Source organism: Bacillus sp. BC05(2025), assembly GCF_056725905.1.
Map to the genome: position 1 here is coordinate 838,132 of NZ_JBWYRA010000002.1, position 13,274 is coordinate 851,405.

Sequence of the window (13,274 nt, forward strand, 5' to 3'; positions counted from 1 at the left end):
TTCATAAAAAAGCATACCAGAAATGGTATGCTTTTTTTTATGAAATCGGATAACGTACAGTAATACAAAACTCTCCTTGATTAACAGTTGTGCCTGTCGTAGTAATTCGAACAGTCGTAAAATATCGTACAGTGAAAGTACCACTACTTTGCGGTTGAACAGTAACAGTATCAACTACCGTAGCGCCTACTAAAAAATCAACTGTAATTGGAGCCGCCCCTACATCATATTTCACGTAACCTGAACCATATACTTCTTGTGTAATATTATTCGTATATACAATTTGAGTACCAGCACCTGTAATAGACCAGTCTGTACATACTTGATCTTGCACAAGTGTTTTATTAGAACAACAAGACAAACTGGAACTTCTCATTCCCATTTTGATCCTCTCCTATTCTGCTATGAAAGTGGATAACGTGTTGTAATACAAAATTCTCCCTGATACGTTCCAGCAGGTGTTGCAGGTAACACGACTTGTATAATATCGAAACGACGATACGTAAACCCGATACTCGTTCCTGGATTTAATGTTTGTGTATCTAGTACAGTACCAGCTGAATCAAGCACCTCTACAGCAATTGGGCCTGGTCCAACATCATATTTAACAAAACCAGTACCAACTACGTTTTGGTTAATATTATTTGTATAAAGAACATTATCGATTGCTGTTGCAACTACAGTAGCAGACCACGGACTACACACTTTATCTTGTACATAATTTTTATCTGGACAACAAGTTAATGCAGCCCCTGAGCACTCACAAGACATAGTTGTTTTCCCCTCTCTCTTTTTTATTCCCTATATGTGTATGTCCTTCAGAGTCTTTTGCCTGTACGATTCATCTATTTTCAAAAAATATTCAAATGACTAGATAGATTCAGTGTTATTTCTTTTTTTCATAAATTTATAGATTAATATACCACCTACAACAATAACTACGACTAGTAATATCGGTAGCATATATTGTCCAACAACATCCGCCGCTTTTGCCCAATGCGGACCTAATTTCATTCCAAAATAGACATATAAAGTCGTTAACGGGAACATTGCTACAAATGTATATATGCTAAATTTCCATATGTTCATTTTTGCCATACCACATGGAACAGAGATAAGTGTTCGAACTCCCGGTACAAAGCGTCCCACAAATGCTACAACTGGTCCATATTTCTCAAAGAAATCATCTGCTTTTTGAATTTGTTCTTCTTTAATAAAGAAGTATTTTCCGTATTTTATTAATAGCGGACGACCACCGTAATAACCGAGTGCATATAACGTTAAAGGTCCCGTCGTTCCTCCAAGTGTCCCTGCTAATACAGCTAACCAGAAATTCATATCACCCTCGTATACCCAATACCCAACCATAGGCAACACTACTTCTGCTGGAATAAATTCAAACGTTAATGCTAACACAACTCCAAAATAAGAAAACTGCTTTAAAAACTCGATTATATCTAAAATCATTTGCTCCATATTTTTTAACTCCTATCCTACGTTTACGTTATGCTTTTCTTGTAATTGAACTGGCGCCATTTTGACAATTCGGTTCAAAATGAATAACACAATTCCAATATCATCTAAAATACCGATAAACGGCAGGAAATCTGGAATTAAATCGAGCGGCATCGCAACATACCCAACTAAAAAAGCAATGGATAAAATTTTCTTCTTTATTGAAACCTCTTTTGAAGTAAAAAAGTCAAATAGGAATGGAACGAAACGACGGACATGGAATACAACTCTTAATCTACTAATAAGTTTTTTCATTTTTATTTCTCCTCTCTTTGTATACGAAAAGGACCCTACCAAATATGGTAAGGGTCCTCAAAAAGACAGAAAGGGGCCTTTACCATTGCTGGTAAAGGTCTCACTAACAACGAAACGTTGCCAATAAAGCCGAGGGTTTCTCCCTGTAATGACGACTTTATTGTACTAAGTTACTCCCCTTTATACACAATTTTATACACTCACATTAAAATATTTCAGAGGGCTTGTCAATATATTTTATATTCCAACCCCTTCTGATTATCCTTCCATAAAAAACAAATACACGTATAGGAAATTTCTTACTATCTCATAATATACATAACCATTTTTGAACGAAAGGAGATGTTTCATTTGCATACCGTCTGGAAAGGTGCACTTTCACTTGGACTATTAAATATAGGAATTAAACTATACAGTGCCGTAGAAGAAAGCGATATAAAATTTTTAAGCCTCCATAAAGAATGTTTAACACCTATTAAATATAAAAAATTTGCTCCTGATTGTACGGATGAAGAAATTGATGATACAGATATTGTAAAAGCTTATGAATATGCACCTCATAAATACATTATTATGGATGAAAAAGAATTAGCTGCGTTGCAAAAAGCTCACGAACCACGATCCATTCGAATTATATCTTTTATCCAAAATAACGAAATCGATTCTGTTCTTTATGACCGTTCTTATTTTATAGGCCCTACCCCAGGACATGAAAAATCCTATTTATTATTAAAAGAAGCTCTTGAACGTACAAATAAACTTGGGCTTATTCATATTTCTATTAGAAAAAAACAACATTTAGCTATTATCCGTAACTTTGAAGATGGACTAATGTTACAGACCATCCACTACCCTAATGAAATTCGCGATATAACAAATACACCTAACTTACCAAGTAACGAAAATTATCCTATACAAAAACAAGAACTCACCGCAGCAATTAATTTAATCCACCACCTTACAAATCCTTTTGAACAAGAAATGTATACAGATGGATATAAAGAAGCCCTTACCGAATTAATCGAGAATAAAATTGAACAACAGGAAAAAACTGAAACAATCTCTCCAGCTCCGAACATCATTAATATTATGGAGACATTACAGGCAAGCATTGAACAAGCAAAAATAAAAAGAGACAATAAAACAGAAAAAGAGGCCAAATAAAATTGACCTCTTTTTTCTTTAAAGCGGATTACATTTCGGCATTTCAAGTCCAGACGATTGAGCTAGTTTTAATAAGTAGTAACATTCCTCTCTTGCCATATGATCTGCCATTCTAGCTGATAATACACTTAATACTTCATTCGATAACTCGAGCTCTTCCACTTCATGTAAAAAATGCGAAAATAATTTCAATTCAAGTGAAACATCTTTTGTAAACTTCTTTAATGCTGGAAAATGATGAAGCTCCGTTCGTAAATACCCAGTCATCTCAACTGCCTTTAAGTAAAATTGTTCAAAATGCTTCGTAAATTCTTCGCTTTTCTCTTTTAATCTTTTTTCAACAAGGTCTAGCCCACCAGAAATAGAACCCGCATGACCAGCCGCATCCGTTAACCAAACGAGATGATAATGCAATTCATGAAAAACAGGCGGAACTTCCCCTTTCTTCAAAAACTCTAAAACTGTTATATACTCTTCCACTTCGTTTACCATATGATTAATAAAAGTTGGCGTAAAATGAATCGTAATTTTCCCTTCCAACTGCTTCTGTATAATCTTTAATTTAAACGTCCGAATTTCCTTAGCAGCTTGTTCTGCCTCTTTTGAAAATGCTATCAGATTCACATTCCGAACTTTATTTAACAAATTCGTAAATGTTTCAACAAAGTAAGTAGCTTTTTTTATATCCTCTTTTTCCTTCGGAGCTAATGCATCCAGTAAAAATTGCGCATGATCAGTAAGTACCTTTAGCCAAAATTGATGCTCAAACAACGCACTTTCTTCATAATTTCTCTCCACTAAATCCCCTCCGTCTATTCATCCTTCTCTATTACTTGAAGTTTATATCCATCCGGGTCTTGTACTACAATACTTTTCTCACTTTCTTTTTCTGTATATGGAATTTTATAAAATACTAACCTCTTCTTTACGTTCTCTATGTTAGAAATTGAAAATGTTAGAACATCAACTGAGTCCGTAACACTCTTCTCACGCCCGCCCAAACTGCGATTCATCACAAAACTAATTCTCGTTGAATCGGTATCATACCAAACCCCTGTAATATCTAATTGCGGCCTTTGTGAACTAGGTGTTATCCCTAAAATCCCTTCATAAAAATACAGAGTTTCCTTTAAGTTCTTTACTTCCAATACAATGAATTGTTTCACAGTCTCCACATTCATTCCCCCCGTACCTATTACTTTTTTATATGTGTCATAAATGCTCATTATGTCTGAATACAATACGTAGTAATGAACATGTAAGGAGGTTTATTCGTGAATAAATATATGAGATCATTCGTGCCCTATCATAGCCCTCTCGATCCTTGTCCTCCTATTGGAAAAAAATATTATTCTACTCCTCCTAATTTATTTTTAGGCTTTCAACCGCCAAACTTACCACAATTCACACCAAAAGAAGCACTACAAAAAGGGACTTTATGGCCTGTTTTTTATGACTATTATGAAAATCCTTATAAAAAAGGGCGGTGACTACTGACGTGAATCAATCGCTACCAGAAGAATACTATCAGCTTTTACTGGAGCTTCAAGAACTGGACTTTGTACTAGTTGAACTCACTCTTTATTTAGATACACATCCAGATGACACCGCTGCGATTAATCAATTTAATGACTTTTCCTATAAACGGAGAGTATTAAAACAAAAGATGGAAGAAAAATACGGACCACTCCAACAGTTTGGAAACAGTTATTCGAATGCCCCTTGGGAATGGAGCAAAGGTCCTTGGCCATGGCAAATATAAAGGAGAGAAACTATGTGGATTTATGAAAAGAAATTACAATACCCCGTTAAAGTGGGAACTTGCAATCCAGCACTTGCAAAATTATTAATTGAACAATACGGCGGTGCAGATGGAGAGCTGGCTGCTGCACTACGTTACTTAAATCAACGTTATACAATTCCTGATAAAGTCATTGGCCTACTTACTGATATTGGTACAGAAGAATTTGCTCACCTTGAAATGATTGCTACGATGGTTTATAAACTAACGAAAGATGCAACTCCTGAACAAATGAAAGCTGCTGGACTTGATCCTCATTATGCTGACCATGATAGCGCACTTCATTACCATAATGCAGCTGGTGTTCCATTTACTGCAACCTATATACAGGCTAAAGGTGATCCAATTGCCGATCTATATGAGGATATTGCAGCCGAAGAAAAAGCAAGAGCAACATATCAATGGCTCATTAATTTATCCGATGATCCAGATATAAATGATAGTCTACGCTTCTTACGTGAACGTGAAATCGTCCATTCACAACGTTTCCGAGAAGCAGTTGAAATTTTAAAAGAAGAACGTGATAAAAAAATATTTTTTTAAAACACATATCCTAGGGATATGTGTTTTTTTACGTTAAAAGTTAAATCCTTCTTATTAAACATACAAATAGTATATTTATTCGATTTAATGCATTATTTTTTAATTTTTTCAAAATTCCCTATTGCTTTCTAGTCATCAGACCTTTAAAATAGTAACAGTTACTCGACAAATTATTTGAATTTTCGACAAAAATACTCATTAGGAGGATTTTCTTTATATGCGTACAACTTTAAAGCCAGCGCAAATACTTTCGATTAGTTTATTACTATTCGCAGTTTTCTTCGGTGCTGGTAATATGATTTTCCCGCCCCTTCTCGGTCTTTCTTCCGGAGAAAATATGTGGGTCTCCATTACAGGATTTATTATTACAGACGTCGGTTTATCTTTACTAGCTATCGTCGCTGTTGCTCTTGCCGGTGGTAGTTTTAACACTTTAGCAAGCCGTGTTCATCCAAAATTTGCAGCAATATTCGCTATCATTATTTATCTTTCAATCGGCCCACTATTTGTTATTCCACGAACTGGATCTGTATCTTACGAAATTGGGATTGCACCACTTTTTCCGGACCAATGGTACTCTATGTTAATCTTTAGTGCAATTTTCTTTACAGTTGTCTACTTCTTATCATTAAATCCATCAAAATTAGTAGATCATATCGGAAAAATATTAACGCCAATTTTACTTGGAATTATTGCAATTATGGCAACAAAAGCGATTCTTTCACCAGGAACGTTTACAGAACCTGTTGGTGACTATAAAGAAATCCCATTTTTCAAAGGATTTCTTGAAGGATTTTTAACGTTAGATGCAATTGGAGCACTTGTATTATCAACGATTGTTGTAAATGCAATTCGCCAAAACGGTATACAAGAGAAGAAATCAATTGCGAAATATACAATTATTTGCGGAAGCATCGCAGCTCTATTTTTAACAATTGTTTATTTCTTACTCGGTTATATCGGGGCTTCAAACGGCAACTTAGGTCAATTCGAGAACGGTGGTCAACTATTAGCTACTATTATGTACCAATTCTTTGGGACAAGCGGTAATGTTTTATTAAGTATCGCCATTATCTTTGCTTGTTTAACGACAGCAATTGGTGTTGTAAGTGCATTCGCCAACTATTTTGCAACAGTACTAACAAACGTTTCATATAAGAAGCTTGTACTATACGTTTGTCTTTTTAGCTTTGTAATTTCAAACTTAGGATTAAGTTTATTAATTAAAATTACATTACCTGTATTAATTATTTTATATCCAATTACGATCATTTTAATTTTCGTATCATTTATTGATAAATATACGAAACGTAAACCTTCTGTCTACATCGGAGCAATGATCGCAGCATTCATTATTAGCTGTATTCATGCACTTGATAATGTGGAATTGATACCAAGTTTTATCGCTAATATCGTGCACACCATTCCTTTTTACAACTTAGGAATCGGCTGGATTATTCCAGCAATCATCGGTGGTATAATCGGTTACTATATTCCCCAAGCAGAAGCTGAAGGTGAAGTTTCTACAAAATAAAGAAAAGAAGCAAGCATGAAATTCATGCTTGCTTCTTTTCACATCGTATGTTTAAAAGTAAATAACTCTTCTTTTGACTGCACAGCAGATTGTTCCTCTTCTACAACGTCCTTCTTCATCTCTCCTCCTAACCTTACTTTCATCATAGCCTCTTCTATACTTTTTACAATCATATTTCCTGAAAAAATAGTAAGCCCGAAAAATGTAATTGGGACAAGAGGAATCCACGGATGCACCGTTAAGGATCTAAAGTATACTCCAATTAAACCTGACCATTCATGTGTGTATGATTCTATTTCTTCTACCGGTCCGAAAAACTGAACTGTCCCACCAAAGAACACTTCAAGTAATCCTAAGTGCAGTAAAATAGTAAGAGTCTGCGTAAACTGCTGAAGAAATACGAGTATAAACGGCATATAGAGATGCGGAAAAATATGTTTTATAACAATATGTCTTCTCGATCCACCTAATATGCGCGCGGCATCAACAAATTCTTCCGTTCGCAATTTACGAACTTCCTTCGCAACATACAGTGCAATAACTGGCATTACAAGCAGTACAAGTAATAACACTTGAAACGAAGCCCTTTCAAAAAAGGTTGTTGTCTCCTCTCCGCTTCCAAATGCATTTGCAGATTGAAGAAAAAAATACGCAATCATAACTGTCGGAATAACTGTAAAACTATCAAAGAAAGCCTCAATTTTTGAAAATCCTCTTTTTATATACGTTCCGAGTACGACACCGAAAAACACACCTATTACCATTCTAAGTGCCGCAATTAAAATAGATATACCAATCGTCCACTTCGCGCCCTCAATGACTAAATGTAACAGGTCATACCCTTTCCGGTCTGTCCCGAGTAAAAATTGTAATGAAGGTGGAAACGGTGGCACTTGTGGATTTTCATCCGCATCATATTGCAATGTAACTTGTCTAATATGTCCATCATTCCATAACGTATTTCCGATGCTCAAAAGAACTAATAGGAGAAGAAAACCAATGCTTATCCAAAATCTTTTATCGCGTTTTATATACGTCCACATATTATAGCCTCTCCTTCATCGTAGCTGGAATGAGGTAATGAAACAATTTAAATAAAATAAAAATCGGAATATAAATAAGTAGCACACTAACGATGAAAACCTCAATCCTAATACCTTCGTACGATTTCAAAAACATAAAAATACCACCCGTATTAAAAATCCATTCTATAATATATAGATTAGATAACATAAAAAAGATATTCGTTTTCGCAAAGAAAAGTGTACTAAGCAACACATTTCGTAAAACATGACGGTTTAAAATATGAAAACGATCCAGCCCTTTCGCCTTAGCAAATAGTACATAATCTTTTTCTAACTCATTTTCAAAACGAAGCACTAACATTTTTACAAACAGAATCGTAGTCGGTATACTCAAACAAAATATTGGTAATCCTCTAATCGATTCGCCTCCAATTGATGCAATTTGAAAAGGTAAAAAGCCTGTTCTTTTAAAAAACCATACAACTAAAATTTGTGATACTAAAATAAGAAGAATGTCTGGAATGGATTCTAGGAGGATAAGAAATGATTTAATGCGATGTTGTATACGCGGTGAACTACTCATAATGACATAAACAATACAAAATGCTACAAATAATGAAATGAAAAAAGCAGCCAAAAAAATTACAATTGTTTCTTTATAATGGACGAACAACTGCGGAAATAAAAATTTATCTCCCACATATTTAAAATTGGAGATGTCCATTAAATTCACAAACACTTCTTGTAAACTCTTTATGTACTGTGATGCATGCAGCTCAAATCCATAAAATAGTTTCGGCAATGTCCCTAAGCAAATAATACCCAAAATCGAAATAAGAAATTGAAACGTCACTTCCATCCCATTCAAAAATACTTTTTTGACCATTTTCGCCCTTCTCTCTCTATAATTTACCCCTTAATTTTATTCTCAATTTTCTGAATTGTAAATATTTAATATATAAAAAATCGCTAGGTTATGACCCTAACGATTCTTTGTGTAACTGTTTTTCTCTTTTCGCAAATGGCATATATAAAATAAAACATCCAATAAGCGCTGCGAGTTCTAATGAAATAATATAGTAAGGATGTGGCCCTAACATATCGAGTAATGAAGCTGTTTCTGGCTTATGAGCTAAAAACATATAATTACCACCTGTTTTGTAATTCACAAACGAAACAAGCGGAATCAATATGTTTAAAAATATCATCGTACGCTTAATAGATTGCAAGGTCGGTCTATAGCCTTCCACCCAAGTCATAAAGAGTGGTGCCCAAATGAGCAATACATGCGCGCTAAAATATTCAATAAAACGAAAATGCGGAAAAGCATATTGCAAATTTGGTGTTAAAATGGCTTGTGATGCACCAATAATTCCCGCAAAAAATACAATCTCATATATACGATAACTTTTCGTTACGATCATAATCGACGCTAATAATAAACTAATCGTACATAATTCAAACGGTAATGAAGTAGCTAACTCAAAAATCCCTGCTTTCCATTCCCACATATGAAGCCCAATTTCACTCCCTATAAATAAAAATGCAATCGCATATCGAACTGTTATATTCCACTCACTTTGACGTAATACATCTTGGTATTGATACAGAAAAAATATCCCCACCAACATAATAAATAATATAAGGGCGTGTTGCCTTGAGTATGGAATAAACGGTTTTAATGGATGCGCACTAAAATAAGCTTCCATCTTCCTTCCTCCTCTCCTTCATACAATATTATTGTAAGAAAGAAACAACGAGTCAATTCATTTGCTTACACTGGGACAACCTCTACCTTACATTTACATATTCATACCTTACAAAACTGTAAGGTTATTGTAAGCTAAAACGATTTGTCAGATTCTTCACCTCTTCTATACTTAATGTAGATACTAAAACGAACGAAAAGGTGATAAATAGATGAAGAAGAAAAATAAAGTGTTAATTACTAGTGTAGTAGCAATCGGTATTGCAGCTGGATCATATTTTGCATTTGCTGGCGGCGGTTCAGAAGTAGCAATGGCATATAACGGATATAAAGTAAAAGAAAAACAAATTGAAAACGCACAAAAATTTGGCGGTGAAGTCATTCCAAACGGAATCGAAACAATTTCATTTGATCCAACAAAAGGTACGTATGAATTAGCTGTAAAAAAAGGTGATGAAGTGAAAAAAGGTCAGCTCCTTTTTAAATATAATGACCCTACTGCGAAACAAGGTGTAACAGAAGCAGAAATGCAAAAGAAAATCGCACAAAAAGAAGTAACATTGTTCCAAAAGCAAATTGATACAGCGAAACAAAAATTACAAAAAGATAAAAATGCAGGCCTTCCTGCTGAAGCATTAAAAGCATCAGAAATTGAAGTACAGCAATTAGAATCACAACTTGAAATGAAGAAGTTTGAAGTTGAAAAAGCTGATGAGATGATTAAAGCGGCAAAAGAGAAAGTAAACACACTTTCTGTAACGAGCCCTACTGATGGCGTAATTGATGACATCGTAAAAACTGCAGATGAAAAAACAGGTATGAGCGGCATTACACTTCGTCACGCTGGCCCATTTAAAGTAAAAGGTCAACTTTCTGAATATGAGCTTGCTAGTATGAAAGTTGGGCAAGAAGTAACTGTTTCCTCAAAAACGGTCGCTGGTAAGACTTGGACAGGAAAAGTAACAGAAATCGGTTCTACACCATTAAAGAGCATGGATGAAAACAAAACTGTTTCTAACTATCAATTCACTGTCACGTTAGATAATAGTGAAGAATTACAAAACGGCTTCCACGTATACGTAACAAGTAAATCTGGTGAAGCAACTGGGACAATTGTTCCGAAAAGCAGCATCGTGAAAAAAGGTGACAAAAATGTTGTCTTCATTGTAAAAGACGGTAAAGCGAAAGAACAAGCGGTTACTGTTGAATTCGAGACTGATAGCGAAGCAAAAGTTTCTGGAGTGAAAAAAGGAGAGGAAATTATCTCTAAACCTGAAAAAGACTTAAAAGATGGTATGGAGGTTGTCGCCCAGTGATTAACTTAAAAGGCATCACGAAATCTTTCCAAAATGGTGCAGAATCCGTTCAAATATTGCACGGCATTGACGTAACACTGAACCAGGGAGAATTTACTTCTATTATGGGACCATCTGGTTCTGGTAAATCAACATTAATGAACATTATCGGTTGCTTAGATAAACCAACGACAGGTACGTACGAACTAGCTGGTCAAAACATTTCAAACATGTCTGAAACAGAACTTGCACGCGTTCGTAATAAAGAGATCGGATTCGTATTCCAGAACTTCATGTTATTACCGAGACTTACAGCACTTCAAAATGTAGAGCTACCTCTTATTTACGCTGGAGTTGATAAAAAAGAAAGACGTGAGCGCTCATTAGCCGCTTTAACAAAAGTAGGTTTAGCTGATCGCGCTACTCACTTACCGAACGAATTATCAGGTGGACAAAAACAACGTGTCGCAGTTGCACGTGCAATTGTAAATAATCCAAAGTTCATTTTAGCCGATGAACCTACGGGGGCACTTGATACGAAAACAAGTACACAAATTATGGACCTCTTTTACGAATTAAACAAACAAGGCTCAACAATCATTATGATTACCCACGATCGTGAAATTGGGGAAGCTGCAGCACGTCAAATTGTAATTCGTGACGGAAATATCGTCCAAGATTGGAGAGGTTAATTTTGAACACGAGTGAAAATATACGCATGGCCCTTTCCTCTATCTTTGCCCATAAAATGCGTTCCATCTTAACGATGCTAGGAATTATCATCGGTATTAGTGCCATTATTACTATCATTTCAATGGGTGATGGTACGAATGCAAAGTTTAAGGAAGAACTAGGCCAAGGAAAAGATAATGAAATAACTATTTACTACAACAATCCTGACTATGGAACAGATAATGCCAAAATCACACCCGATATGCTAAACCGTCTGCAAACTGTACCAGGCGTTAAAGATGTGTATCCAGACGTAAGTATGAAAGTAAAAGCATCTGCCGGTTCAAAAGATGTAAATCTTGATTTAAAAGGTGGAACAGGCGCCTTTATGACAGATTCGAAAATAAAATTAGTTCACGGTCGTGAATTAAATGACAGTGAATTAAACCAAGCAATCCCTGCTGTTATATTAAATGAAGAAGCTTTCAACAAATTATTTAGTAATGGTTGGGAATCAAATCAATATACAGATATAAAAGGAAAGCCGTATAAAATAGTCGGTGTATACGAAACGAAAAATGACTTTGGAATGCCTATGCCTGAAGGTTATACATCACTTGAAAACGCGCCTGTCATTTCAGGAGTAAATGAATATGACTCTGTAAGATTAACAATGACCTCTCCAACAGAACGTAAAAGTGTAGAAAAACAAGCCGTTTCTGTTTTAAACGAAATGAAAGCTCCTAAATTTGAGCACAAATTCGAAGCACAAGACTTAGGTGAATTTACGAAGCAATTAGACGAATCTATCGGTATGATGAAAATGGTATTCGGTGGTATTGCCGCTATCTCCTTACTTGTTGGTGGTATCGGTGTAATGAACATCATGCTTGTATCTGTAACAGAACGTACACGTGAAATTGGTATTCGTAAAGCACTTGGTGCAACGCGTGGTAAAGTATTAACACAATTCTTAATTGAATCTTGTATTTTAACAGGACTAGGTGGTTTCATCGGATTCATGCTCGGCATCTTCTTCGCTTGGATCGTCTCCATCTTTGCCGGATGGCCACTTGTTGTCTCAAAAGAACTTGGACTTCTTGCAGTAGGTATCTCCATGTTAATCGGTATTATATTCGGTCTACTACCAGCTAACAAGGCTGCCAAACTGGATCCAATTGAATGTTTACGATATGAATAAACAAAAACGTAGGAATTTACACTCCTACGTTTTTTTATTTATCCCGCTTTAATGGGCAGTAAGACCCCCACCTCAAAATTCAGCAAAAGCAAAGAATTTAGGTGGGGGATCAACTGCCCATAAAAGCCCGATTGGTTCAACTAATAATCAGTGGGGGATGAAGAACCCCCACACTGATTAAAGTTTCACTTTATCTATTAAATCGTGTTTCTTCTATTATATATGTTTCACGTTATACATACCTTTAACTATTTCAAAGTACTACAGCTACTATAGAATCCTATTATTGCAAAAATAATATGTGAAAGACCAAAATCAAGGCGTAATTTTTTCCATACCTCGACTTATTTTGTAACAATTGTAGCGATATTTCATTAAATTTCACCCCATTTCTATTTCTCCACAACTAAAATAGTTATTTTTACATAACTACTTTCCTGTTTCAATAGAAAAAAACATCATTTTTGTAATGATCACGAAATAATTACGTAACAATAACGAAACAATATTAACCTATTAGAAATTGAAATACTCCCCTTTTTATGTATTAGATGCTCTAAC

The 13,274-nt window shown here is 35.2% G+C and carries 17 protein-coding genes; 8 read left to right on the forward strand and 9 right to left on the reverse strand.

Translation table 11 applies throughout. From position 1 onward, the window contains the following. Positions 1 to 37 precede the first annotated feature (37 nt). The 4 genes from ACZ76X_RS10175 to ACZ76X_RS10190 all read right to left on the reverse strand — a co-directional run bounded on the left by ACZ76X_RS10175 (position 38) and on the right by ACZ76X_RS10190 (position 1,770). On the reverse strand, positions 38 to 382 hold the full coding sequence (locus ACZ76X_RS10175; RefSeq protein WP_000525813.1) for a DUF3992 domain-containing protein: 345 nt from the start codon (positions 380 to 382) through the stop codon (positions 38 to 40). A gap of 20 nt (positions 383 to 402) precedes the next feature. Then, positions 403 to 771 carry a DUF3992 domain-containing protein gene (locus ACZ76X_RS10180; protein ID WP_479850378.1) on the reverse strand — a complete coding sequence of 123 codons (369 nt, stop codon included), beginning with the start codon at positions 769 to 771 and terminating at the stop codon, positions 403 to 405. Positions 772 to 870: 99 nt separating this feature from the next. Continuing rightward, complete coding sequence (locus tag ACZ76X_RS10185) at positions 871 to 1,476, reverse strand: DedA family protein (protein WP_479850379.1); 606 nt, start codon at positions 1,474 to 1,476, stop codon at positions 871 to 873. A gap of 12 nt (positions 1,477 to 1,488) precedes the next feature. Beyond that, on the reverse strand, positions 1,489 to 1,770 hold the full coding sequence (locus tag ACZ76X_RS10190; RefSeq protein WP_000733844.1) for a YkvA family protein: 282 nt from the start codon (positions 1,768 to 1,770) through the stop codon (positions 1,489 to 1,491). A 351-nt stretch (positions 1,771 to 2,121) separates the two neighbouring features. Between ACZ76X_RS10190 and ku the strand changes: the two genes are divergently transcribed. Further along, the gene (gene ku, locus ACZ76X_RS10195; protein WP_479850380.1) at positions 2,122 to 2,934 is read left to right on the forward strand and encodes a non-homologous end joining protein Ku; all 813 of its coding nucleotides are present in this window, start codon (positions 2,122 to 2,124) and stop codon (positions 2,932 to 2,934) included. 18 nt (positions 2,935 to 2,952) lie between these two features. Here ku and ACZ76X_RS10200 read toward each other — a convergent pair whose 3' ends face one another. After that, positions 2,953 to 3,732, reverse strand: coding sequence for a DUF2935 domain-containing protein (locus ACZ76X_RS10200; protein ID WP_479850381.1), 780 nt, complete (start codon positions 3,730 to 3,732; stop codon positions 2,953 to 2,955). Positions 3,733 to 3,746: 14 nt separating this feature from the next. Next, on the reverse strand, positions 3,747 to 4,160 hold the full coding sequence (locus ACZ76X_RS10205; RefSeq protein ID WP_479850382.1) for a VOC family protein: 414 nt from the start codon (positions 4,158 to 4,160) through the stop codon (positions 3,747 to 3,749). A gap of 48 nt (positions 4,161 to 4,208) precedes the next feature. On the opposite strand from ACZ76X_RS10205, the gene ACZ76X_RS10210 reads away from it, so the two are divergent. The 4 genes from ACZ76X_RS10210 (at position 4,209) to brnQ2 (ending at position 6,812) form a co-directional block, all read left to right on the forward strand. Next, positions 4,209 to 4,424: a spore coat associated protein CotJA gene (locus tag ACZ76X_RS10210; RefSeq protein WP_001046257.1), complete on the forward strand. Its 216-nt coding sequence runs from the start codon at positions 4,209 to 4,211 to the stop codon at positions 4,422 to 4,424. 8 nt (positions 4,425 to 4,432) lie between these two features. After that, positions 4,433 to 4,696 (forward strand): spore coat protein CotJB, encoded by a 264-nt coding sequence (locus tag ACZ76X_RS10215; protein WP_001076510.1) that lies wholly within the window; start codon positions 4,433 to 4,435, stop codon positions 4,694 to 4,696. A gap of 12 nt (positions 4,697 to 4,708) precedes the next feature. Further along, positions 4,709 to 5,278: a spore coat protein CotJC gene (gene cotJC / locus ACZ76X_RS10220; RefSeq protein WP_000265273.1), complete on the forward strand. Its 570-nt coding sequence runs from the start codon at positions 4,709 to 4,711 to the stop codon at positions 5,276 to 5,278. A gap of 217 nt (positions 5,279 to 5,495) precedes the next feature. Beyond that, positions 5,496 to 6,812 (forward strand): branched-chain amino acid transport system II carrier protein BrnQ2, encoded by a 1,317-nt coding sequence (gene brnQ2, locus ACZ76X_RS10225; protein WP_479850383.1) that lies wholly within the window; start codon positions 5,496 to 5,498, stop codon positions 6,810 to 6,812. A gap of 38 nt (positions 6,813 to 6,850) precedes the next feature. On the opposite strand, the gene ACZ76X_RS10230 is transcribed toward brnQ2, so the two are convergent. From ACZ76X_RS10230 to ACZ76X_RS10240, 3 genes are all read right to left on the reverse strand, one after another. After that, a complete protein-coding gene (locus tag ACZ76X_RS10230; RefSeq protein ID WP_479850384.1) occupies positions 6,851 to 7,855 on the reverse strand; it encodes an ABC transporter permease in 1,005 nt (334 codons plus the stop codon). A gap of 1 nt (position 7,856) precedes the next feature. Further along, positions 7,857 to 8,723 (reverse strand): ABC transporter permease subunit, encoded by an 867-nt coding sequence (locus ACZ76X_RS10235; RefSeq protein WP_479850385.1) that lies wholly within the window; start codon positions 8,721 to 8,723, stop codon positions 7,857 to 7,859. 88 nt (positions 8,724 to 8,811) lie between these two features. Beyond that, on the reverse strand, positions 8,812 to 9,546 hold the full coding sequence (locus tag ACZ76X_RS10240) for a YwaF family protein (protein WP_479850386.1): 735 nt from the start codon (positions 9,544 to 9,546) through the stop codon (positions 8,812 to 8,814). 211 nt (positions 9,547 to 9,757) lie between these two features. Here ACZ76X_RS10240 and ACZ76X_RS10245 point away from each other — a divergent pair, with 211 nt between their 5' ends. Genes ACZ76X_RS10245 through ACZ76X_RS10255 form a run of 3 tightly spaced genes read left to right on the forward strand, consistent with a single transcriptional unit; the run spans position 9,758 to position 12,713 of the window. After that, entirely contained in the window at positions 9,758 to 10,861 is a 1,104-nt protein-coding gene (locus ACZ76X_RS10245) for an efflux RND transporter periplasmic adaptor subunit (RefSeq protein ID WP_479850387.1), read from the forward strand. Further along, complete coding sequence (locus tag ACZ76X_RS10250) at positions 10,858 to 11,532, forward strand: ABC transporter ATP-binding protein (RefSeq protein ID WP_000609103.1); 675 nt, start codon at positions 10,858 to 10,860, stop codon at positions 11,530 to 11,532. The genes ACZ76X_RS10245 and ACZ76X_RS10250 overlap by 4 nt, the downstream gene beginning before the upstream one ends. A gap of 26 nt (positions 11,533 to 11,558) precedes the next feature. Then, a complete protein-coding gene (locus ACZ76X_RS10255; RefSeq protein ID WP_413229222.1) occupies positions 11,559 to 12,713 on the forward strand; it encodes an ABC transporter permease in 1,155 nt (384 codons plus the stop codon). The last annotated feature ends 561 nt before the right edge of the window (positions 12,714 to 13,274 follow it).